Source organism: Nocardia brasiliensis ATCC 700358, assembly GCF_000250675.2.
Taxonomy (GTDB): Bacteria; Actinomycetota; Actinomycetes; order Mycobacteriales; family Mycobacteriaceae; genus Nocardia; species Nocardia brasiliensis_B.
The window spans coordinates 9,287,460-9,311,320 of sequence record NC_018681.1 but is presented as its reverse complement, the minus strand read 5'-3'; the positions used below and the strand labels follow the sequence as shown (position 1 = coordinate 9,311,320).

The following is a 23,861-nucleotide window of genomic DNA, read 5'->3' as shown; positions in this document are numbered from 1 at the left end:
AAACCTCGTTTCCGGGTGATTGACCCTCTGTCTCAGACAGAATAGGGTGAAGATCACGCAGCGAAGCGAGGTAACCATGGCAGGCAGTAGGCGTACGGGGTTGGCACGGTCGGCGAAACTGGCCAAGCTGCCTATGAGCATCATGGCCCGCCGGGTCACCGCGACCGGTCGCGCGATGATGACCGGCGCGTCTCGTGGCGAGCTGGACGACGAGCTCATCGATAAGGCCGCCGACCAGGTGTTCGCCGTGCTCGGTGAGCTCAAGGGCGGCGCGATGAAACTCGGTCAGGCGCTGAGCGTGGCCGAGGCGAGCATCCCGCCCCGGTTCGCCGATCGCTATCGCGAGGCGCTCACCCGGCTGCAATCACAAGCCCCGCCGATGCCGACCGGCGCGGTGCATCGGATGCTCGCCGAGCAACTCGGCACCCGCTGGCGGGAGCGATTCACCAGCTTCGACGATCAACCGGTCGCGGCCGCCAGCATCGGGCAGGTCCACCGCGCGGTCTGGCGGGACGGACGCGACGTCGCGGTCAAGGTCCAGTACCCCGGCGCCGACACCGCCCTGCTGTCGGACCTCAAGATGCTCCAGATGTTCTCCGGCGCTTTCGGTCTCATGATGCCGGGCGCGGACACCAAAGCGCTGATCGCCGAGTTCATCGACCGCACGGCTGACGAACTCGACTACCGGATCGAGGCGGATCATCAGCGCCGCTTCGCCAAGGAGTTCGCCGGCGACCCGGACTTCCAGGTGCCGCGGGTGATCGCGAGCGCGCCGAAAGTGCTGGTCTCGGAATGGCTGCAAGCCACCCCGCTGTCCGCGATCATCGCGAACGGCACCAAGGCGCAGCGCGATCGGGCGGGCGCACTGCTGGTGGAGTTTTCCCTGTCCGCGCCGGTGCGGGTCGGCTACCTGCACTGCGATCCACATCCCGGCAACTTTCAGCTGCTCGACGACGGCCGCCTGGGCGTCATCGACTTCGGCGCGTCTATCGCGCTGCCCGAGGGCATCCCCGCGGTGATCGGCGAGCTGGCCCGCTGTGCCGTGCAGCAGGACTACGACCAGCTGGTACTCGTCATGCGGGACAACGGTTTCGTGCGCCCCGGGCACGCGCTCGAGCTCGGCCCGATCGAACGGCTGGTCGCGCCGATCGTCGCGCAGATCAACGGCGACAGTGTGCACATCAGCCGCGAACTGTTGCAGGGCCACACCGCGCGCGCTCTCGATATGAAGAACGTGTCGCTGGTCAACACCCGGGCGGTGAAGGCGCCCACCGAGATTCCCGAACTGGCCATGCTGGGCCGGGTGTTCGCCGGTGTGGTGGGGGTCTGCGCGCAACTCGATGCCGAGGGGCCGTTCCTCGAGTCGGTTGCGCGCTGGCTACCCGGATTCGCAGCGGACGGTGCGGCGGCCTGACCGGTTCGGGCGGTGGTGGGTACCCAGTTTTTCGCGGTCCGTTCGTGCTCCCCAGAGGACTCAGGCATTATTGTCTGAGACAATTTGGGCAAGAGCATGAAACTGGTCCCTGGGAAGCGGGGACGCGCTGTTTCCGCGCAGACGAGCCGACGGGCAAGTGGGCAGTAGTCTCCTTTGACCACACCATATTTCGGTCGGCTACAGCCTCCCGCGATCGAGGCGCGTTGCTCGAATAGTTGGTATCGAACAGCTTTCGCGCTGGTAACCGCCCCCTTCTGGTGGATCGTGGCGGTGCTGCTCGGGTATCCATGACCGTCGGCGTGCGCGGACAGCGGGCGGGAGATGTTGGCGCCAGGCGAATCCGACGCTACAGGGAGGCCATCGAGCACGACGTCACCGGCGGCCGCCGATCGCGTTCTCATGGGCGGTGTAGCGATCATAGGGAGCGAAATCGGCGACTTTGTCCAACCCAGACAGTCTGCTGAGGTGCGCCTCGCGGACCGCCGCAAGCGCCGCGAAGGCGGCGGGCGCAACGCTCAGCGATTGCCGACGGTGACCGCGGCGAGCACGAGCGCCGCCACGATCAGGGTCGCGAGAACAGCCAGGATCAACAGGTTTCGGCCGGAGGGCGTGTCCGTGCGGACCAGGTTCGGGCATTCGATCGAGGGGTGTGCCGCATCGGCACAGCGACGATTGGCGCACGGGTACATGCCGAACCTCCGGAAGAAATCAGATCCGAGTGCTTAGCCCACGCAGGCTCCAGCGCGCCACCGGACGGGCCAGTGGCACGAAGAGTTGCAGCGGCAACAGCGCGCCGAAGCGCGGCTGCACCGCGAGCGTCCACGTGAGAGTCGTGTCACCGGAACCGTTTCCGTGAAGCTCGTATTCCTCGGTGATCGACTTCATGACAAACGGTACCGAGGACTTCGTCGCGGTCAACGCGAGCCTATGGCCTTCCTCCCTGGCGATCACCTGCTCCTCCCCCGCGACCAGCAGGCCGTCGAACACGCGCGTGGTGCCGACGCCCCGGTTGTCGTCGCGGTAGCGCATGCCGTTGACCAGCGGCAACCAGGAGAACAAGCCGTTGGTGTCCAGCGCCGCCCACACTCGCTCGCGCGGTGCGTCGAAGGTGTGCTCCGCGGTGACGACAAAGGCCGCTTTGTCATCGACGAAGCCGCGCAACGCCTTTGCGGGCACCGGCTTGATCGGGTTGCCGCCACCGGCGAGCAGCGCCTTGGCCCACCGGCGGGACACGATGAGCGCCACCAGCCCGGCGAGCGCGCCGACGACGAGCACGATGGCGACGATGGTGAGAAGCTTTGTCATCCGGACACTCCCAGTGCTGTGCTGGCGAATATGGCGGCCCGCCAGGCGCAATCCCCTGCGCGCTTCGGCAGCGAGCGCGTGGCCCAGAGCGTACACTGTCTCAGACAGTAGTGTGGATGTGGTGTGGGCTGTTCGACGTCGCGTTGCGGACAAGACACCCGGCGAGGTACTCGTACAGGCGTACCGTTTTTCTCATGACCGTCGCATTCGAGCCGCTGCCCGCGATCCCGCTGGAATCCTGGCGGCCGACCAAAGAGACCCTGCACCGGTTCGCTCAGGTCGTCGGCAAGGTGGCGCTGGCCGCTGGCATTCGGCGCAACCACTGGTGGCATATGACATATCGGCTCACCGCCCGCGGCTGGACCACGGTGCCGCTGGGCTCCGCGCGTTCCGGGCCGGTGTTCACCTGCGCGTTCGACTTCTTCGATCACGTGCTGCGGATCGCGACCGATCAGGGCGCCGAAGCCGAGATCGATCTGGTCGACCAGTCCGTCGCCACGTTCTACGGCGCGGTGCGCAACGGCCTGCGCGACCTCGACGTGAATGTCACACTGGCGCACCCCTACCCGTTCGACCTGCCGGACGCGCGACGGCCGTTCGAGGACGACGACGAGCACCGCCACTACGACCCGGACAAGGTGCGCCACGCGTTCCGGGTGCAGGGTCAGGTGGGCCGGGTGCTCGAGGAGTTCAGCGCCACCTATTCGGGCAAGATCAGCCCGGTCCAGCTGTTCTGGCACACCTTCGACATCGCCGTGCAGCGGTTCTCGCCGCGCCATGTCGAGCTGCCCGACTCGGTGGATTCGGTGACCCGCGAGGCCTATTCGCGCGAGGTGATCAGCTCCGGGTTCTGGTTCGGCGACGACAAGGTGCCCGAGCCGACCTTCTACAGCTACACCGCGCCCGAACCCGCCGGGCTGGCCGAGCGGGCGCTGACCCCGAACGGCGCCCGCTGGGTCGCCTCCGGCGCCGGGCACTCGGCCTACTACGCCTACGACGAAGCCCGCGCGGCGGCCGATCCGGTCGGCGCCGCGCTCGAGTTCTTCCAGTCCGTCTACGCGAACGGGGCGGAGCTGGCCGGGTGGGACACCGACCAGCTCACCTGCTGGGGCGGCATTACCGACCCGGTGCTGCGCGAAAAGGGCTGGCCGGAATGGCCGGAGTGATCAGCCGTTGAGTTTGCTGAGGCGATCGCACGCCTCGACGTACTCCTCGATCAGCCGGCCGACCACGTCGGCGGAGCGTTCGACCCGCTGCATCATGCCGACCACCTGGCCGACCGGATTGAAGTTCACGTCCTTCGCCGCCTCCGGGTAGCGGTGCCCGCGCTTGACGCCGTCCAGCGCCACCATCATCTGCAACGGCATGGGCAGCGGGTCGGGGGTGTCGGCCTGCTCCCAGGCGTCGGTCCAGTCGTTGCGCAGCATGCGGCACGGCTTGCCGGTCCACGACCGGGAACGCACGGTGTCGTGGCTGGTGGCGTCGATGTAGGTCTGCATCTGCGCGGGCGGCACGTTGGCCTCCTCGACGGTGAGCCAGAGCGATCCGGTCCACGCGCCCTGGGCGCCCATCGCCAGCGCCGCCGCGACCTGGCGGCCGTTGCCGATCCCGCCCGCGGCCAGCACCGGCAGATCGCCGACGGCATCGATCACCTGCGGCCACAACACCAGTGACGAGATCTCGCCGCAGTGCCCGCCGCCCTCGGTGCCCTGGCAGACCACGAAGTCCAGGCCCGCGTTCTTGTGGTTGAGCGCGTGCTTGACCGAACCGCAGAGCGCTCCGATCAGCCGGCCCGAATCCTGCACCTGCTTGATCACGTCGTCCGGCGGCGTGCCGAGGGCGTTGGCGACCAGCTTGGCCTTCGGATGCCGCAGGATCACTTCCACCTGCGGGGCGGCGGTGGTCGCCGTCCAGCCGAGCAACTGGTTGTGCCGTTCGCCGTCGGGCAGTTGCGGGACGCCGTGGTCGGCCAGGATCTTCTCGGCGAAATCGCGGTGACCGTGCGGCACCAGCTCCGCGAGCTTGGCCTCGAGTTCCTCGGGGGTGAGGCCGTCGATGCCCTGGCCCTCGTATTTGCTAGGGATGACCAGGTCGACGCCGTACACGCCGTGCACGTGCTCGTCCAGCCAGGCCAGTTCGACCTCGAGTTCCTCGGCGGTGAAGCCGACCGCACCGAGCACGCCGAGCCCGCCGGCATTGCTGACTGCGGCCGCCACGTCGCGGCAGTGGGTGAACGCGAAGATCGGGAATTCGATCCCGAGCCGCTCGCAGATTTCGGTACGCATGGCGTGCTGGTCTCCCTCGCCGAAGCGTCGCGGCGAACGACGCACAGCTGTCCTAGAACGAGTTACATGATTGTCCGCAGTGGGTGCCGGTCCGTCGCCGGACTCCGACTCGCCGATTGGCCGCGAACCGCAGATATCGCCATGACACGGCCGCGGCTTCCTCGACGGGTCGGTGCACCATCACTCGACAGTAACACGTTCTAGTTTTGCTCGGAATGGGTCTTTCAGACGGCGGCTTCCTCCAACTCGGTCAGCGCGTGCTCCAGGTGGTCGAGCAGGCGCGGGAGTTCCGGCACGGTGCGGCGGCAGCCCACCACGCCGAAGTCGAGGTGGTCCGCGGTGGTGGTCAGGGTGAGGTTCACCGCCTGGCCGTCGAACGGGATCGACATCGGATAGGTCGCGTCCAAGCGGGCGCCGTTCCAGTACATCGGTTCCCGCTGACCGGGCACATTCGAGATCACGATGTTGAACGCCGGTGTGGTCAGCGGCATGAGCCCGGGCAGCAGGCTCAGGGCGAGCGGGCTGAGCATCAGCGCCGACAGCGCCATGGTCTGCGTGCGGGACAGCGAACTGTAGACATCCTTGCTCTTGCGCATGGATTCGCTCACCACGCGCAGCCGCTCCAGCGGGTCGGCGATATCGGTGGCGAGATTGCACAGCACCGCGCCGACCTTCACGCCGTTGGTCTCGGTGTCGTCGGCCGAGCGCAGCGACATCGGCACCATCGCGATCAACGGCTTGTCCGGCAACGCATCCCGCTCGGCGAGGTAGGACCGCAGCGCGCCGGACGACATGGTCAGCACCACGTCGTTGACGGTCGACCCGGTCGCCTTCTTGACCTGTTTGATCCGTTCCAGCGGCACCGACCGGACCGCGGTGCGGCGGGCGCCGCCGATCGGCACGTTGAACATCGTGCGGGGCGCCTCGAACGGCAACGTCAGCTGCTGCTGCAGTAGGGCCTGGCGCGCCACCCGGACCATCGCGGCACCGGATCCCGCGGCGGACAACAGATTTCGTGCCGCGCCACGCAGTCCACCGGCTGCACCGGTGTTCTCCCGGCGTGGACGTTTCGGCAGATTCCACGGCACCCGCGGCTGCGCGTCGGCCGGGTCGCCGGTCAGCGTGCGCTGCAGGACGCGCTGCGCGGAGACGCCATCGATCAAGGCGTGGTGCATCTTCGAGTACACCGCGAAGCGGCCGTCCGCGAGACCCTCGATCAGGTAGATCTCCCACAGCGGACGATGCCGGTCGAGCAGCGTGCTGTGCAGCCCGGACGCGAGTTCGACCAGCTGGTCGATCCGGCCCGGGCTCGGTAGCGCGAGCCGGCGCAGGTGATATCCCAGTTCCACGTCCTCGGCCCGGCTCCAGGCCATTTGCGGGGCGCCGAACAGGGTGGCCGGGTGTTTGCGGAAGGTCGAGTCGATTTCCTTGGCCGCCGACAACTTTTCGTACGTGAGCCGGGCGAAATCGGGTCCGGCGTCCTCGGGCGCTTCGAAGAGTTGCAGCGAGCCGACGTGCATCGGGTGTTCCCGCGATTCGGCGAGCAAGAAGACGGCATCGACCGGTGCGATGAGTTCCATGGTTGGTCGCCCCCTGACGACAGTGGTGTGGGTTGCAATCGAATCGACCACATTGTCGGGTGGGCCACGCGCAGCCATGAATCCTGCGCGACATCACCAAAATACCTGGTCCGGCCGATGCCTGCGCGGCTATTGACGAAGCTTTACCGCCAGCAGGCAACCCTCCGGGAAGCGTTCGTCCGGATCCGGCTGCCGGATCAGCCGGGCGCGGACCTCGAACCCGGCCTCGCGCAGCAACTCGGCCATCCGCTCGGGCGACCAGCGGTAGGCGCGAGCCACTTTGTGGTCGAACGCTGTCACGGCCTCGGTTCCGTCGAACGCCTGGAAAGCCAACAGCGCGTGTCCTTCTGGTTCGAGTACCCGATAGAACTCGTTCAACACCCCCGGCACGCGTTCGGGCGGCAAGTGGATGAGCGAATACCAGGCGAGGATGCCGCCGAGCGAGTTGTCGGCCAGCGCCAACCGCTCCATCGAACCCACCTCGAAGGACAGCTGCGGGTATTGCCTGCGGGCGATGCGGATCATCTCCGGCGACAGGTCGATGCCGCGGACGTCGACGCCGAGTCCGGCCAGGTGCGTCGTCAATCGCCCTGGCCCACAACCGATATCGGCGACAGGACCGCGCACGAGTTCCGCGAAGACGCCCAGTATCGCGCGATCGAACGGCTTGCCCGCGAGATGGTTCTTGGCGAATTCGGTGTACAGCTCGGCCATCTCGTCGTAGGACGCGCGGGTGACGGCTACATCGGATGCGTTCGGATGATCAACCACCGCATCATCATTCACCCGCGCACCGACAGGTCCGGTTGCTGGTCCGGCGGGCGCTCCGGCAACTGCGCGGCCGCTTCGGGGGCGGCGGGCGAACAGGTCAGCGCGTCCTCGTGTACTTCCCGGCTGCGCGCGGTACCGAGGATGGAACCCAGGATCACCAGCGGGAAGCCGATCGCCATGCCCGCGGTCAGCGGTTCGCCGAGCGCGCTCACCCCGAGCACGATGGCCACCGCGGGGTTGATGTAGGTGATCACGGTCGCGCGGGCCGGGCCGACCTCCGAGATCAGCGCGAAGAACAACAGGAACGCCGCGGCGGTGCACACCAGCGCGAGGCCGAGCACCGAGAGGGTGGCATCGGCGGGATAGCTTGCCGGCCTGCGCAATACCGCGAACGGCGCGTAGACCACGGCGGCGATCAGCAGCGAGGCGGTCACCACGCCGAGCGGGGGCAGATCGGCCAGCGATCGATTGATCACGATCGGGCCGAGCGCATAACCGACGGTGGTCAGCGCGATCGCGCCGATGGCGGCCGGATCGGACAGGTCGATGTCGAGACCGACCAGCGCGGCCACGCCCGCGAATCCGACCATCAGCCCGGTGACCCGGCGCCGGTCGAACCGGTCGTGGCCGAGCTTGGTCACGATCACCACCGCGATCAACGGGACCGCGGCGATCAACAGGCCAACGGTCGAACTGTTGAGCGTGGTCTCGGCGAAGCCGATGAACAGCCACGGTCCGACGATCTCCACCACGGTGTACAGCAGCAACGGCCGCCACCGCTTGAACACCGGCCCGAGGGCCTTGGTGTACCACGCGATCGGCAACAGGACGAGCGCGCCGATCAGGGTGCGGCCGAATGCCACCACCACCGGATCGAAATCGTCCACCGCGATCCGGATCATCGCGTACGGCACGCCCCAGATCACGCCCATCGCGAGGAACAGTGCCCACCCGCGCTGCGTCATCGCCCGACCTCCGGCGGACACGGCACGTTCTGGCGGGTTCGAATTACTGGCATGCGGCACTCGCTTTCGATCGAACGCGAGCTTATACAGGAGATCGGATCATCCGACAGATCCACTTCGCGATGCGCAGACCAGGCCACTTGCCCCGAAATATCGGGGCATCGGCGTCTTTCGGCCACCCGCGTGCGGTGGTCCATGCCCGGCCGCGCAGGCGGGGTCATAGTGGATTCCATTGCAGCACAGCGGTACCGGCAAAGGCGAACGGCGCCACCGGAACTCCGGTGACGCCGTTCGCCTGGTGCGAGCCGAACTCAGTTGGCCGGTGCCACGGTGCTCGTAGTGGCCGGAGCCACGGTGCTCGTGGCGGTGGGCGCGGCGGATTCCGTGGTGCTGGTCGCCGACGGGGCCGGCTTGGTGGTGTCGATCGGCGCGGCGATCTCGGACGGGGCCGAGGTGGTCGTCGTGGCCGGCGGGGTGGTGGTCGTGGACGGCGCCGGCGTGGTGGTCGGGGCCGTGGTGGACGGCGTCGTGCTGACCGTGGGCGCGGCGCTGGTGCTGGTCGGCGCCGCGGTCGTGCTGGTCGGCGCGGCCTTGCTGGTGCTGGTGGCCGCGGCCGCCCTGTACACCGCTTCCACGTCCGCCTGCTCCGGCTTGGCGTTCTTGTCGATCTTCTTGCCCTCCTGCGCCTGCTTGGCCAGGTGGGTGATCCACGCCGCCGCGTATTCGGCGGAGGTCAGCGGCTTGCCGTTGGCGGGGTCGGCGTCCTTCCAGTAGTCGAAGTGGTGGCCGGTGTGGTTCGGGCCGAGGGTGAGCTTGTACGGATCACTCATCACCACCGGAATGGTGTTCTGGTTCGTCACGATGAGACCGATGATCTCGTTCAGGATCTTCTGCGGCAGGTACGCCAGCGGCGACATGTCGTCGGCCGCGATCGCATCGGCCTTCGCCGGGGTCGTGGCCGGCGGCTGGCCCGGCTTGTAGGCGGGATCGGACACCTTCAACAGCACCTGGAGGAAGGTCTCGTCGCTCTTCATCCAGTTCGGGTTCGCGGCGATATCGGCGAACGCGGTCATCGCGATCCGGCCGAGCACGACGGCGACATCCTGGCCGGTGGCCGGGGTCAGCCCGTCTCGTTCGAGCGCGTCGACATTGATCTGCCTGCCCACGTTGACCACCAGCTGCAACAGCGAAATGTTTTCCGGCGCCGAACAAGTCAGGTCGCCGTCGGAGCAGAACGAAGCGATCTTGCCGTTCAGTTTGCCGAAATCACCGCTGGTGCCGGGCAACGCGCCCTTGCCCGGTACGGGATTCTTGCCGTTCTGATACTTCTGGTCGAAGCCGTCGGGGTTGCCGAACGGATCCTTCGCGCCGGGGAACGGTCCGTCGCCCGCGCTGCGGCCCGCGTCGGCGAGGATCACGACGCCGAGGACATCGTCGGGATCGACGATCCCGTACGCGCCGTCCTGGCCCGCCTCCTGGTGGCCGATCTTCTGGGCGACGCGACGCACGACATCGGCGCCCTCGCTGTAGCCCACGATCGAGAACTTGGTGTCCGGGCAGGCCTTCGAGATCTCGCGCATCACCTGTTCGGTGTTCGCGGCGCCGGCGTTGACCGCGTCCTCGTAGGTGGCCATGTTCGCCGGATAGGCGATGTACACCGCGGCGTAGGAGCCGGGCTCCACCTGCCCGTTCGGCGCGTTGACCACCGGATCGACCCACTCGCTGTTGTGGTCCCCGGCCATCGCGGCGGGCAGTTCCTTGCCGTCCGCGCCGACGAGCAGCTTCGTGGTTCCCGCCACCGGAGTGTCGTTGCGTCCGGCCACCGAAACCGTCACCATGTCATGACACTCGGTCACCGACGTCGTGAGCTGCGTATCCCTGGTCTGTGGCGACGACGTCAATGCGAACGTGGCGGCCACCGCCGCCGCCACGCCCAGCACCGCGGGCGCCGCGACCGCCGAGGCGATCCGGTGTCGCGCGAAGAACTCGCGAAAAGCCATGTCCCTATCCCCAATCCATTACCGACAAGGTGACGGACAAGGCCCCCCCGAGGGCCATGCGTCACCGAAGACGTCGTGGCCGGAGTGCCGAGTGTTACTGGGTGGAATGGTCGCGGGCAGTGTGGAATCGGACACGTAGGGCGCTATTCCCCTTGACAACCAATCGGGTTCGACCGGATCTAGCTGGTCTTATAGCCAATGAGCATGTCCGATGCGACGGTTCGTGATCGATCCATGCCCCTATAAATGAGGTATCCAGTCGGTCGGAACGGAACCATTTCTCGAAATGCGGCGGTAGTTCAGGTGTGGCTTCACTTGATGCATCCGGAATTCGGCCGACCGGATTTCGCGGACCGCCTCAACTCTGCGTGCAGGTAATCGCGGCCAGTACCTCGCGCAGTGCCGATTCGGCGTCCGGCCGGGTCGCCCACCGCGCGCCGATATGCCCGTCGGGTCGCACGAGCAGCGCGCCGTCGGTCCCCAGCCCCCAGCGGTCGGCATGCGCGCCGGCGAGGGTCTCGATGCGCAACGGCCACGGCAGCGCGGGTTGCTGCCACTCGTCCGGCGCCGGGGTGAGCAGCGTGAACCAGGCGCCGAGCAGGTCCAGCGTGGACCGGCCGTCCGCGAGCCACAGATGCGGCATGCGATGGCCCGGCAGTGCGGTGGGTACGTACTCCGTTCCCATGTCGCTCGATTCCGCTGCCGCGGTGTCGGTGGTGTGCACGGCGGCAGAGCGATAGCTGACGCCCAGCACCAGCCCCATCTGCGCGAAATACTGTTCGGACCAAGGCAGTTCGATCTTCGCCGGGGAGTTGCCGGGTCGCGGGTCGCGGCGACCGTGCTGCACCTGGAGCATGAGCCGGGTGTTCTCCACGGCCTGCCGCAGGGTCCGGTGGGCCACCGGCAGGCGCTCGATCTCGTAGGTGTCCAACAGCTTCGGGCCCGCCCACCCGCGCAGCACCCCCGCCAGCTTCCAGCAGAGGTTGTGCACGTCGGCGACGCCGGTGTTCATGCCGAGGCCGCCGACGATGGGCAGTGCGTGCGCGGCGTCACCGGCGAGCAGTACCCGGCCGGCGCGGAAGCGTTCGGCCACATGGGCGTTCATCTCCCAGTGCTGCACCCGCAGCACCTCGGCCGGCACCTGCGGGCCGAGCGCGTTCGCGAGCAGGGCGGGCCAATCGGCGTCGACGACGTCGTCGGGTGTCGGCACGAACCACAGCCAACCGCCCTCGGGGTAGAGCGGAGCGAAGGATCCCTGCATAGTGAAGTAGACCCCGGCGGGCTGCTCGGCCCGCCAGCGCGGCAGGTCCGCGTCGAAGACCACCGAGGTGGCGCGGCTCAGTACCCCCGGCCCTGTGGTGCCGATGGCAAGACCTTGCCGGACAGCGGAATTCGCGCCGTCCGCACCGATCGCATAACGGGCGCGGACCTCGGTCGTCGCCCCGCTGCTCCGATCGATCAGCGACGCCACGACGCCCTCGGCGGTCTCGGCCAGATCGACGGCCTCGACCTCGAAGCGCACCGGGGTGCTCGCCGCCCCGAGCAGGGTCGGCTCCAAACGATCCTGCGAACTGAGCACGCCGAGCACCGGACTCGCCGCGATCGGCGCGTCCACCCCGACCATCGCCGCCGAGGCGAAGTCCTTGTCCAGCAACCGATCCCGGAAGCGGATGCGCCCGTACTCCGGCGGGAAGGCGCGGGCGGTGATCGTCTCGGCGATGCCGAGCCCGCGAAAGATCTCCATCGTTCGGGCGTTGATCAGCCGCGACCTGGGAAACGGGGAGAGTTCGCGGCGCTTCTCGACCACCAGCGTGCGCACCCCCCAGCGTTGCAGCAGGGCACGGGCCGTCAGCCCGACCGGCCCGCCGCCGACGATCAACACCTCGATCTCGAGCATCTCCGAACTCCTCCCGACTCGTCCGGCGTCGCCGCCACAGACCACTGTGCCGCAGGGCCGTCTCACGCCGGTTGCACCGAGGTTTCACCAGCTCGAGCGGGTAGTGACGGGCCGGTCGGGCCGGCCTTCGCCGCAGGCCCGCCCGGTGCCGAACTCGGCTGCGGCCGCCGTCGGCGGTGGTGTAGATTCGCACGGCCGACGGCATCCGATCTGCAGCGGATGCGCTCCCGCGGTGGCGTCGCCGGCAGCTCGCGCTTCAGGCGAAATTTGCCGGGTTTACGGAGTTACAAACGCGATACGCTCCAGTCACAGACAATAAGTATGGTCAGGTCATCACCTGACCGCGAACAACGTTGTCCGAGTGCATGTTTAGTCGAGATAAGAAGACTGGGCGGTCGGCTTTTGCTGCCGAGCGCTCCCTTGTGATGTGGTCCTCTGAGCGAGAGAGAAAGGCTGCGATCCATGAGAATCCAGCCACGGCGGCAGATTCTGAATGTGTGGAGTTCCCTGCTGGCGGCCTGCTACCGAGACGATACCTGGATGTGGGGCGGGCGGGACGGCTCGAACTCCATCAGTGACGCAGAACAACTGCTGTGCCTGCTCTACCCCGCTACCCAGATCACCAGCTTCGCGCTGCACAACCCCGACCAGATCGCCGACGACGTCCGAGCCACGCTGAAACCGTTCGGCCGGGAACGCCGCATCGGCTTGAAGATCGTCGAGATCCTGGACGACTACCTGCGCCGCTACGAGCGCGACGAGGAGCCGGTCTTCTCCGCGGGCAGCTACCTGCGTGCGGGCGCGGGCGAGCAAGCGTCGGAGAAGCAGCGAGAAGTCGACGTGGTCGACTCCTATTCGATGTCGCTGTCGCTCTGCCTGGCCGGACTGCAATACCTTCGCGCCCTGCGCGATCCGACCGGTGGCGGCGATCAGCCGCGGCTGGAGATCCTGATCAAGCCGGTCGAGGAGCGGCTCAGGAAGCGGCTCACCGCCGCCATGATCGGCCTGGTCCGCAGTTTCGTCGTGCAATCGGTGGACCCCGAGACCGACCGTGGTCTCGCGATGCTCAGCATGTTCAACCAAACTGGCGCGGAATCGGATTCGGTGGTGAGCGGCGTCGCGAAGCGGCTCGAACGCGTCCGCGGCCGACTGCTGCGAGATGTCACGCTGAACAAGACCCCGCAGGCCGACCTGGAAAGCCCCGCGCTGATGTTCGAGTGCGGCTGGAGCTGGGGCGTGGTCAAGGGCGCCGAGGTCATCGACTTCGTCGATGTGCCGACCGCCAAATCGGACGGCTACGCGATCGGGCAGCCCTACCTGTATTTCACCATCACCGCCTTGGACGGCATCAACGACTTGACCCAGCCGCGCACCCGCGAGCTGGACCTGCTCGACGCCGACCAGCGACGCCTGGCCGACGCGCTGCAACTGCGCTGGGATCTCGCGCAGCGGTATTGGTCGGCCATGGCCCGGTACGGCGACGGCGACTGGCCGCTCGAGGACATTCCCTGGCGGACCTCCGACGGCGAGGAGTCCGACTATTTCAGTCTTTGCGTCTCCGGCCTGCTGATCCAGGACCTGATCGCCCGCGAAGCCGACGACGACGACCTCACCAGGGCCACCAAGATTTTCGACGAGCTGGCCCGCCGCGGCCGGATCACCCGCAGACTCACCGAGCAAGATCCCGCACGAGCCCTGCATATTCCGGGCGTGCTGCTGACCCTGCAGGGCATCGAGGCCATCGACGACGGACCGGTACTGGCCTGGTCGGTCTCGGACTACGGCCCGATGTTGCTGAAGCGCATCCTGCAGGCGGCGCAGCTGTCGCGCACCCTGTCGACGCGCAGGCAGCTGCTGGAACTGGCGCAGGCGACCATGGATCACCTGGAGCGGCGCGCGTTTCCGGCCGGGCAGGCCAAGGGCCTGTGGGACGATGCGGCGCGCGTGTTCGCCGAGCCGTCGCCGACCGGCGAGCCGGTCGAGCCCGTTGCGGATCGGGTGCAGGAACCCTCCTGGTATTTCACCGAACGCATCATCGAGTGCCTGGTCGTCGCCGAGGCGTCGTACCAGAATCCGCCGTTCCGGTCCCCCACCTCGGTGACGCGGGCGCTGGAATTGCTCGACGAAGCCGATCACCTGCTCAATCAGCGCTTCCTCGACCTCAGCGAGAAGGACAACACGCCGAATCGCCGGGCACTGGAGAACATCGAGAAAAACCTTTTGCGCGCCAGCGTTTTGATCGACGAGCGGCCCGCGACGGCGTTCAGCCTCTGCGATCAGGCGCTGCGTGAGCTGGACGCGCTGGAAGTGGCCAGCCTCGATGCCAGGAGAGGTGAGTAGCTTGAGCGATTCCGTCCTGGTTTTCTCGACCTCCGACAAGGGTGGCACCGGCCGCTCGGTGACCAGCTGTAATCTCGCCTATCGACTGAGCGCGAAGGACTACCGAGTCGCCTATCTCGATTTCGATTTCGGCTCGCCCACCTCGGGCGCGTTGTTCGAAATCGAGAAGATGGATCGCGGCGTGGTCGAGGGAAACGGCCTGCATCAGTATTTTACCGGCGCGGTGAACCCGCCGGTCCGCTACGATATTCGGTCGCAGACCAATCGCGAGAACCTGCGTGCCATAAGGCATCCGTACGAGCTGACGCTGTTCCCCGGCGATCGCGGCGGCGGTGAATTCGCGGCCACCGAGCAGGTAGTGAAGAAATGCATCGAATTGATGGTGATCTGCCAGCAAGAATTCGATGTGATATTCGTCGACCTCAGCTCGGGCCGGTCGGCGGCCCTGGAAATCGTGTTGCGCGCCACGGCGGCCGAGCCGCTGCAGGCGGTCGAGTCGCGCTGGCTGGTTTTCCACCGGTGGACGCGCCAGCATATTCTGGCCGCGAACGGGCTGGTGCACGGCCCGAACGGCCTGTTGGAGACGGGTACGAGTTGCGGGCACGACGCGGGCCGGCTGCTGGACTCGGTCCGTTACGTCCGCACCGCGGTGCCGGACACGAACGAGGGTGAAGGCGACAAGGACCGCGGGCCCCAGTGGGCCTGGTTACGCGAACAGAACAGGGCGCTGGAATATCTGGCGCAAAGAAATCAGCTCGGCGAGAGCGTCACGCTGGGTACCACCCCGGTGGAACCTATGCTCCAGTGGCGCGAGCAGCTGATCCTCGATTCCGACGTCGACCGTAATATCGCGAACAAAGGCACGGTCGAGGCTTTCGAGGAGCTGGCCGACGGCCTCATGAACGTCGCGACGTGGGAGAGGCTCTACTGACGATGAACGGTGTCACCGTCTACAGCGAGGCGACCGAGCAGGTTCCGGTGGCCGGCGTGAACTTCGCGCACCTCTCCATCGAAACCGGGCATTTCTATATGAAGAGCCTGGTGAACGGCGAGGACAAGATCCGCGCCCATTTCCGGCAGGTGGCCCGGCTGGTCGATCTGTACACCAGGGACGCCAAGGCCGAATACGGCGAATCCGCCCGGGTGAGTACGTGTTTCCTGATCGACGACTACTTCGGCGCGAATACCAAACCGAGTGAGATCCTGCCCAAGGTGCTCGGTATCGCCGCCGAATGCGACCTGCGCATCGACTATCTCGCGCGCGAGGCGGGTTGCTGGGAAACGCCGTTGTATGTCAACGGCCGCATGACCGGGCAGCAGATCGAGCTGGCCGAGATGATCGCGTCCTGGGTCGTCGCCGAGCCGTTGAAGCAGACGACGGGACGGCGCCCGCCGGATGTGGAATCCGGCTGGTTGTGCAACGGACGGCGTTCCTCCGACCACGATTCGGGGCAGGCGATGCAGGTGGCGGAATACCGCACGCCGGAGGAGTTCGCGTCCCGCGAGCACACCATCTTCCTGGACATCGAGCTGTGGAACACCCAGATCAACAAGGACGGGGAAGAGCACACCCGGTGGTCGTGCCCGTTCCTGGCCGCGGTCTGGCAACTCCTGCGTCTGGGCATGGTGCGTTACGAGGGCAAAGCGGTGGTCGAACCGCAGCCGCACGACGGGCCGTGGCCGGACCGCTGGTGGGAAATGCCCTCGGTGGTCAAGTTGAACCCGCAGGCGGCGGCGTTCGAGGCCTACCGCGCGCTGTCCATTCTGCCGCGGGAGTATGTGCGGATCGAGCACGCGGTGCAGACGATTCTGGACCACATCGTCATCGACCAGGAAGTCCTGGCGAAGGCCGTCGAACGCGCTGCGGGCGAACGGATCACGATTCCGCGCGAGGTCACCGGCCGGTTGTCCCACATGTTCGTCGACGAGGTCGCCAAGCTCCCGCGCGCGGTCGGAGCGTGAGGTGAACGAGGCCGTCGTGGCATCCGAGGATCCGCCGCTGGTCGTGCTCGGCGAGATCCACACCTGCCTGCTGCCGTCCCGGAACGTGCTGGACACGACCGCCGGGGTCGAGCTGCTGAGCGCGGTGCAACCCGGCATCGCGGTGACCGCGCGGGCGCGGCCGATGCCCCTGGTGGTGTCGCCGAACCGTTTCGAAGGTGTGGACTGCGATCTGATCCCCATGTCGGGCAAGCACATTCACGTGATCGGCACCGTCGCCTCGCGCACGGTGGTGATCGGCGGCCGGGTGTTGCAGGGCTCGTCGCACACCAGGGTGATGCGGGCGCAGGACCGGCAACCGTGGTCGTACTACCTGAGCAGGCCGGGCACCGTCGACGCGGTGAGCGCGCTCGGCGCACGACCGGCCGGCCGGATCGCGGACGGCCACCTGCACGCGCAGGACGCCGAGCAACTGGATCTGACCTCGGTCAGCCAGCGCATGTCCACCTTCACCCGGGTCGACCCGCGACTCGACCAGAAGGTGCCGTTCCGCGCGGGCAGCACGCGACTGCGCTGGTCCGTCGAGGTGTCGCCGGAGCCGGACTGCCTGCCCCGCTTCGCGTTTCATTTGGCGAGCGATTCGCTACGCACCGTGCGACTCACCCTGGGACCGCAGGATGCCGCTGTGGCACAGCGCTTCTGCGAGGATCTCGCTATTCACGACTGGCTGCTCACCACCATCGGCCAGGTAGCCGACCGCGGCGCCAGGGCCGACCACGAAACCGAGATGGTGCTGGAACAACTCGTGCCCCTGCTGGAACAGCTTGTGCCGCTCTGGATGCCGGGCGCGCACACGGCACCGCAGCTGCGGCGACTGTGGGAGGGCCTGGAAGCCGATCCCGGCTTCACCCGGCAGTGGACCGCGCGGGTCGGGCAGCTGCGCGACCGCATGACCACCGCGACGCTGCGCGCACTGCGTAATTCGAAGATCATCAGCCACGACTGGTGAGCACGCACGGCCGAACCACCGCCGCACCGGCGGCCCGGTTGTTATCCCATAGGTGCAAGACCGCAGCTCGTTTGCCGTCCCACGCACTAGAATGACGGTGTGCCGTGGGATGCGGCAGTCGAAAAGGGGAGGCATATCGATGGCCGACGTGTTGTTCATCGTCACCGTCGATCCGCGGGAGGAACAGCGGCTCGATCGGCTGGCCGACGAGCTGGCCGAGGAGCTGCGCGAGATCTCGGGCGTGGCGGTCGAGCCGGTGACCAAGGCCGGCAGTTCCGGCACGAAGTCCGGTACCGCGGTCGAGCTCGGTCAGTTGCTCGTGTCCGGAGGTGCGCTCAGCGCCGCGTCCTGGGCCGTTCGCGATATCGTCATCCGGTTTCTCGCGCGGAACCGGGCCGAATCCGTCACGGTCCGTAAGGGCAACCGTGGCGTCACGATCGTCCGGCCGACCGATGGGCAGGTCGACGGCGTCGTCGATCAGTTACGGAGTCTGTTAGGCGATGACTAGCCCCCGGGGCCGCCGGATCGCGCTGTTCGTCGCCAACGACACCTTTCATTCGACGGCGATCTCGCAGCTCTACGCACCGGTCTCGGACGCGCGCGAGCTGCGAAACCTCCTGCACGATCCCAGTATCGGCGCATTCCAGCCCGCGGAAATCCTGGTCAACGAGTCGAAAACCGAGATCGAGCGCAGCATCGAACGGTTGTTCCGCACGGCGCGCTCGGAAGATCTCGTGCTGTTCTACTACTCCGGCCACGGCTTTCGCACGAGTCGCAATCTGTATCTGGCCGCCTGCAACACGGATCCGACGCTGCCGAGCAGTTCCGCGGTGTCGTCGTCGTTCATCAAGGAGCTGATCCGCGAGTCGAGCGCCACGGCCAAGGTCATCCTCCTGGACTGCTGTTACAGCGGAGCCTTCCTCGGCAGCGATGTGATCAAGGCGGCCGGCGGCATCGATGACGGGGTCGGCCAGCATCTCGTCGCGGGCGACGGCATCTGCGTGATGACCGCCTGCACCGGCGTGCAGATCGCCGAGGACGGAATCCATTCCGCCACCGAGGATTCCGTGCCGCTGTCGATGTTCACCTCGGCCATCGTCAGCGGCATCACCACCGCGGGATTGGCGGGCAACGGCACCGGTCAGATCAGCACGCATGACCTGTGGACCTATGTCAGCGAGGAGGTGCGCCGCCGCACCGATCGCCAAACACCTAGTCACTACGGCTTCCTCAACGACGAGGTGTTCATCGCCCGCACCCGGCGCCGGACCCCCGGGGCCAGCGACAGCGGCGACCGGGTGCTGCTCGGCAGTCTGCTCGGCCGCCTGGAGCAGGTGGACGAGGACGCCGGGCTGCGCGCGGAGAACTGGTGGGGCACTTCGCGATTGGCCGTGCCGATCGGCAGGCAGCGCCGGCCCGACGGCACGGCGGGCGATATCGTGCAACTGGAGTTCGCCGGTGCGGACGACGGCCTGCTCATCGTCGGCCGGGCGGGTTCGGGCAAGAGCACGCTGCTGCGCACCCTGGTCGCCGCACTGGTGCTGACCCACTCCGCGGACGAAGCGCGGATCCATGTCCTGGAATCGAGTAATCGCCTGGGCTCCATGCGCGACCTGCCGCATGTCGCGGACGTGGTCGGTGACGACGAGCCCGAACAGGTGGACGCGTTGTTGCGGCGCATGCTCGAGCAGATCGGCAGCCGAAAGCGGCTGTACCGCAAGCACACCATCGACTCGCCCGCTAACCTGCGGGCGGTTCGCGCCGGCCTGACCGAGGGGCCGGTACCGGACCTGTTCCTGATCCTGGACCGCTGGGACGATTTCGCGGAGCTGCCTCGCGTGCCGGAGATGGTGCGGCGGATCGCCGATGCCGGCCCGGAGTTCGGCGTGCACGTGATCGCCACCGTCCGGGACTGGAACGACGTGCCGGACTGGATGGCCCGGCTACTGACCGTGCAGATCGAGCTGCGCCTGCACCGGCCCGGCGACTCCCGGATCGATCCGGAGCGCGCGCTGCGCCTGCCCGAGGGTCCGGGGTGGGCCCTGCACCAGCAGCAGCCTTTCCGGATCGCGGTGCCCGATATTCGCGAGCCACCCGCCGATCCCACGCTGGTCGACGACATGACCGATGGCGCAGCGGATCTGGTGGCCAGGCTGCGCGCCCGGCACACCGCGGCCGGTGCCGGGACCGGGCAGGCCGGCGCCGATATCGACGTCGATTTCGCCGCGCTGCACGGCATCGGGGACGTCACGGTGCCCGATCTCACCCGCTGGTGGCAGGATCGGCAGCCGCGGGAGATGTTGCGGATCCCGATCGGCGCGACGCGTCCCGGTGCGCCGGTGTTCATCGATCTGAAGCAGGTCGGCGACGGCGGCATGGGACCGCACGGGCTGGTGGTCGGCGCGACCGGCGCGGGCAAGTCCGAACTGCTGCGCACCATAGTGCTCGGATTGGCCCTGCATCATCCTCCGGACCGGGTGAACTTCCTGCTCGTCGATTTCAAGGGCGGCGCGACCTTCCAACCGCTGACCTGCCTGCCGCACTTGGCCGGTCATGTCCGCGATGTGGAACAGGATCTCTACCTGCGGGAACGGCTGCAGCAGGTGCTCGCGGGCGAGATCGAGCGACGCCAGCAGTTGCTGCAGGACGCCGGGCCGTACGCCACGATCGGCGAATACGAGCAAGCCCGCGCCACCGGCAAGGCGCTGCCGCCGCTGCCCGAACTCGTCATCGTGATCGAGGAGTTCGTGGAATTGCTCTCCGGGACTTCGACTTTCGTCGACGTCCTGGTGCGGATCGGCAGGCTGGGCCGTTCGCTCGGCATGCATCTGCTGCTCGGCACGCAACGCCCGGACGAGTGGCGGCTGCGTGCGCTGGACAGCTATCTGTCGTATCGCATTGCGCTGCGCACCTTTTCACCCGCCGAGTCGCGACTGGTGCTCGGCACCACCGATGCCTATCACCTGCCGCGGATCCCCGGATTCGGCTACCTGCGGATCGGTGCGGGTACCGTCACCCGTTTCCGGGCCGCGTACGCGTCCGGCCCGGGCCCGGCCACCGTGGGCGGCGGCGTCGACCGGCCGGTAGCGGAATCGCTGGCCGTCGCTCTCGGCCGCGACGGCCCGGTGGCGCATCAGATCTGGCCCGAGCCGCTGAGCGATTCGACGACGGTGGGCATGCTGCTGCGGCAGTGGAATACCACTCTGTCCGCTGATCTGCCCGGCGCGCTGCGGCTGCCGATCGGGGTCGTCGATGTACCGCGCAAACACCGCCGGGACGTGCTGGTCGCCGATCTGTCCAGTAGTTCGGGCCAGATGGCGATCGTCGGCGGGCCGCGCTCCGGCAAGTCGACGGCGCTGCGAACCCTGATCGTGGCCGCCGCGGCCACGCACACCCCGGAGCAGGTGCAGTTCTACTGCTTGGATCTGGGCGGCGTGCTGGCCGGGCTCGCCGACATCCCGCACGTGGGATCGGTTGCCGGACGCCGTGATTCGGACCGCGTCCGGCGCACCGTCGCCGAGATCGCGGCACTGGTCGGGCGCCGAGAACAGCGGTTCCGCGAGCTCGGGCTCACCTCGATGCACGAATTCCGTTCGCACAAAGCGCGCTTGGCCGAATTGCCGGCGGGCAAGCGCGCCGCGGATCCACTGTCCGCGGACGAGTACGGCGATGTCTTCCTGATCGTCGACGGACTCGATATCCTGCAGCAGGACTACCCGGCCCTGGAGCAGACGCTGGTCACCGTGGCGACGCAGGGACCGCCCTGCGGCATCCACCTCGTGGTCACGTTGCCGCCGTGGACCCGCTCCCGGCTCGCCATGCCGGAAACCATCGGCACCCTGATCGAGTTGCGGCTCGGTGATCCCGCCGACTCCCAGCTGGACCGGCAGGCCGCGGGCACGGTGCCGCCCGATCGCCCCGGGCGCGGGCTCTCGCCGGACAAGTTGCACATGCTCATCGCGCTGCCGCGGCTGGACGCGGATACCGATCCGCAGCACCTGCCGGGCGGTATCGCCGCGGCCGCCCGGCAATTGCGCACGATCTACGGTGCGCGCCGCGCGCCGGAGGTGCGCCTGCTGCCGCTCGATATCCCGCGCACCTACGTGCTGCGCTCGGCGCTGCACACCGGTATCGCACAGGATGCGACACACGTGGTGATCGGCCTCGGCGAACAGGAATTGTCGCCGCTCGCACTGGATTTCGAGGCGCAGCCGCACTTCATGGCCTTCGCCGACCAGGGCTACGGGAAAACCACCCTGCTGCACAACATTCTGCGCGGCATCGTGGAGAATTCCACGCCGGAGCAGGCACAGATCCTGCTGATCGACTACCGGCGGACGCTGCTGCGCGCGGTGGACGAGAATCGGCTGAGCGCCTATTGCGGCACTGCCGCAACGGTTCCGGACGCCGTCGACAAGCTGTGCCACCTCCTGGCGACCCGCATCCCGGGACCCGATATCGGTCCGCACCAATTGCACGATCGCACCTGGTGGACCGGCCCCGAATGCTATGTCGTCGTGGACGACCACGACCTGGTCGTCACCGACGGCGGCGACCCGCTGGAGCCGCTGCTGGAGTTCCTGTCGACCGCCTACGACGTCGGCCTGCACGTGGTGCTCACCCGCCGGGCGACCGGCCTGGCCCGTGCCCTGCACGGCAGCCTGCTCGGCCGGCTCCGTGAGGTGTCCGCCGCCACTTTGCTGATGAGCGCACCGGCCGACGAGGGAAACCTGTTCGGCGGCAACGTCCGCGCCGCCTGCCTGCCCCCGGGCCGCGGCATGCTCGTCACGAGATCCCGGGAACCCGAACCGATCCAGATCGCCCACCTGCCGCCACCGCGGTGAACCGGATCACTCGCCGGACAAACTCGCACGCAGCGTCTGCACGCACCGGGCGGTTACGGTGCCGCGACGGGTGTCAGGCAGCTGGCCGGCGGATCGACCAGAACACAGAGCGCCGGTGCGCGCGTCGGGCGGTAGTCACCGGGGACGCCGCCCGCGGCGACGATCTGGGTGTAGGTGCCGACCGCGTCGGTGGGGCGGCGGGTCAGGCCGGGATCGGTGCGCACGTCGACCGTGTAGAGGCCGAATCGTGGTGTGTAGCTGCCCCACTCGTAGTTGTCGGTGAGGCTCCAGTAGTTGTAGCCCATGACGTTCATGCCGTCGGCCTTCGCGCGCTGGATCCAGTACACGGTGTCGCGCAGGTGATCGCTGCGGGAGTAGCCGTCGGGCCGGGGGCCGCCGTTCTCGGTCGGCATGCCGTTCTCCACGATGTACAGCGGTTTACCCGGGAAGCGCTGCGAATAGTGGCGCAGCGCATAGTAGATCCCCTCGGTGCGCAGCGGCAGATCCCAGATGTTCATGCCCGGCGGGTTCGGCACGGCCGAGCCGAGCGCCCTGGTGACCGAACCCAGCACCGACTGCACCGGATCGAACCCGAAGTAGTAGTCGACGCCGACATAATCGAGCCGCGCCGCGACGCGGTCGATGAACGACCCGTTCACCTCGGCCTCCGAGCCCGCGACATAGCCGACGTTGCTGGTGACCTGGGCGCCGGGCTGCACCTGATGGATGTGGTCGTAGATGGCGTTGTGCGCCTGCGCGAGCCGATCCAGCATCTCGCCGGGATCGGCCTTGCCCCGGCGCACCTCGTGCGAGACATAGGCCGCCGGCTCGTTCACCGTGACCCACAGCGGATCACGATCGGCATAACGATCGACCACCGCGCGCATGTTCGCCAGCCAGTCCCCCACCATCCCGGGATTGCGCCAACCGCCGCGATCGACCGCCCACCCCGGATACACCCAGTGGTCGAGCGTGATCATCGGCCGCATGCCTGCCTGCGCGATCTTCGCGAGCACGGCGTCGTAGAAACGGAACGCGCCCTCGTCCCACACCCCTGGTGCCGGTTGCAGCCGGGCCCATTCGATTCCGATGCGGAACACCCGCACACCGAGATTCGCCGCCAGATCGATGTCGGACGCGTAGCGGTCGTAGAAGTCGACCGAATCGTTCAGCGCGTCGTAATCCGGATGGGACGGAATGTAGCGCGTCCAATTGCTGTCGGGCGCATGCCCTTCGGACTGGAACCCGGAACTTGCCACACCCCAGAGGAAATCACTGCCGAGCGGCGCCGCGACCGGCTGGATCGGCGGTGCCGCCGCGGCATTCGTACACAGCAGCATCGTCGATGCGGCGGCAGCGAGTACGGCCAGGACATACCTTCGAACCCGGAATCGCATCACCTCAGGGTAACTGGATGTGCACCGAGGTCCGCTGGATCAGGCGAATCCACAGGTGGACGAGGGTTGTTCGGGCGTGGCGGATCCGCCGC

17 protein-coding genes are annotated in these 23,861 nt (G+C 67.5%); 8 read left to right on the top strand and 9 right to left on the bottom strand.

What is annotated here, in order from left to right:
• The first annotated feature begins 76 nt into the window (after positions 1 to 76).
• Positions 77 to 1,414 (top strand): ABC1 kinase family protein, encoded by a 1,338-nt coding sequence (locus O3I_RS41705; RefSeq protein ID WP_041563206.1) that lies wholly within the window; start codon positions 77 to 79, stop codon positions 1,412 to 1,414.
• Positions 1,415 to 1,950: 536 nt separating this feature from the next.
• Here the strand turns inward: O3I_RS41705 and O3I_RS45875 are convergent.
• A complete protein-coding gene (locus O3I_RS45875) occupies positions 1,951 to 2,124 on the bottom strand; it encodes a hypothetical protein (protein WP_167829208.1) in 174 nt (57 codons plus the stop codon).
• A 19-nt stretch (positions 2,125 to 2,143) separates the two neighbouring features.
• Positions 2,144 to 2,740 carry an SRPBCC family protein gene (locus O3I_RS41700; protein WP_014989110.1) on the bottom strand — a complete coding sequence of 199 codons (597 nt, stop codon included), beginning with the start codon at positions 2,738 to 2,740 and terminating at the stop codon, positions 2,144 to 2,146.
• A gap of 194 nt (positions 2,741 to 2,934) precedes the next feature.
• Between O3I_RS41700 and O3I_RS41695 the strand changes: the two genes are divergently transcribed.
• Positions 2,935 to 3,906: a DUF5996 family protein gene (locus O3I_RS41695; RefSeq protein WP_014989109.1), complete on the top strand. Its 972-nt coding sequence runs from the start codon at positions 2,935 to 2,937 to the stop codon at positions 3,904 to 3,906.
• Here O3I_RS41695 and O3I_RS41690 read toward each other — a convergent pair whose 3' ends face one another.
• From O3I_RS41690 to O3I_RS41665, 6 genes are all read right to left on the bottom strand, one after another.
• Positions 3,907 to 5,025 carry an NAD(P)H-dependent flavin oxidoreductase gene (locus O3I_RS41690; protein ID WP_014989108.1) on the bottom strand — a complete coding sequence of 373 codons (1,119 nt, stop codon included), beginning with the start codon at positions 5,023 to 5,025 and terminating at the stop codon, positions 3,907 to 3,909.
• A gap of 224 nt (positions 5,026 to 5,249) precedes the next feature.
• On the bottom strand, positions 5,250 to 6,605 hold the full coding sequence (locus tag O3I_RS41685; RefSeq protein WP_014989107.1) for a WS/DGAT/MGAT family O-acyltransferase: 1,356 nt from the start codon (positions 6,603 to 6,605) through the stop codon (positions 5,250 to 5,252).
• A 129-nt stretch (positions 6,606 to 6,734) separates the two neighbouring features.
• Positions 6,735 to 7,376, bottom strand: coding sequence for a class I SAM-dependent methyltransferase (locus tag O3I_RS41680; RefSeq protein ID WP_041564996.1), 642 nt, complete (start codon positions 7,374 to 7,376; stop codon positions 6,735 to 6,737).
• An 11-nt stretch (positions 7,377 to 7,387) separates the two neighbouring features.
• A complete protein-coding gene (locus tag O3I_RS41675) occupies positions 7,388 to 8,341 on the bottom strand; it encodes a DMT family transporter (RefSeq protein ID WP_014989105.1) in 954 nt (317 codons plus the stop codon).
• 311 nt (positions 8,342 to 8,652) lie between these two features.
• Entirely contained in the window at positions 8,653 to 10,341 is a 1,689-nt protein-coding gene (locus O3I_RS41670) for a cutinase family protein (protein ID WP_014989104.1), read from the bottom strand.
• 358 nt (positions 10,342 to 10,699) lie between these two features.
• Positions 10,700 to 12,238 (bottom strand): FAD-dependent monooxygenase, encoded by a 1,539-nt coding sequence (locus tag O3I_RS41665; protein WP_014989103.1) that lies wholly within the window; start codon positions 12,236 to 12,238, stop codon positions 10,700 to 10,702.
• 462 nt (positions 12,239 to 12,700) lie between these two features.
• On the opposite strand from O3I_RS41665, the gene O3I_RS41660 reads away from it, so the two are divergent.
• The 6 genes from O3I_RS41660 (at position 12,701) to eccCb (ending at position 22,372) form a co-directional block, all read left to right on the top strand.
• Positions 12,701 to 14,578 (top strand): SCO2524 family protein, encoded by a 1,878-nt coding sequence (locus tag O3I_RS41660; protein ID WP_014989102.1) that lies wholly within the window; start codon positions 12,701 to 12,703, stop codon positions 14,576 to 14,578.
• Between the two features lies 1 nt (position 14,579).
• The gene (locus O3I_RS41655) at positions 14,580 to 15,509 is read left to right on the top strand and encodes an SCO2523 family variant P-loop protein (RefSeq protein WP_014989101.1); all 930 of its coding nucleotides are present in this window, start codon (positions 14,580 to 14,582) and stop codon (positions 15,507 to 15,509) included.
• Positions 15,491 to 16,540 carry an SCO2522 family protein gene (locus tag O3I_RS41650; RefSeq protein WP_237748217.1) on the top strand — a complete coding sequence of 350 codons (1,050 nt, stop codon included), beginning with the start codon at positions 15,491 to 15,493 and terminating at the stop codon, positions 16,538 to 16,540. The genes O3I_RS41655 and O3I_RS41650 overlap by 19 nt, the downstream gene beginning before the upstream one ends.
• A 16-nt stretch (positions 16,541 to 16,556) precedes the next feature.
• Complete coding sequence (locus O3I_RS41645; protein WP_237748216.1) at positions 16,557 to 17,528, top strand: SCO2521 family protein; 972 nt, start codon at positions 16,557 to 16,559, stop codon at positions 17,526 to 17,528.
• Between the two features lie 139 nt (positions 17,529 to 17,667).
• The gene (locus tag O3I_RS41640; RefSeq protein WP_014989098.1) at positions 17,668 to 18,036 is read left to right on the top strand and encodes a hypothetical protein; all 369 of its coding nucleotides are present in this window, start codon (positions 17,668 to 17,670) and stop codon (positions 18,034 to 18,036) included.
• Positions 18,029 to 22,372: a type VII secretion protein EccCb gene (gene eccCb, locus O3I_RS41635; protein WP_014989097.1), complete on the top strand. Its 4,344-nt coding sequence runs from the start codon at positions 18,029 to 18,031 to the stop codon at positions 22,370 to 22,372. Before O3I_RS41640 ends, eccCb begins: the two co-directional genes overlap by 8 nt.
• 53 nt (positions 22,373 to 22,425) lie before the next feature.
• Here eccCb and O3I_RS41630 read toward each other — a convergent pair whose 3' ends face one another.
• On the bottom strand, positions 22,426 to 23,769 hold the full coding sequence (locus O3I_RS41630) for a family 1 glycosylhydrolase (RefSeq protein WP_014989096.1): 1,344 nt from the start codon (positions 23,767 to 23,769) through the stop codon (positions 22,426 to 22,428).
• Between the last annotated feature and the right edge of the window lie 92 nt (positions 23,770 to 23,861).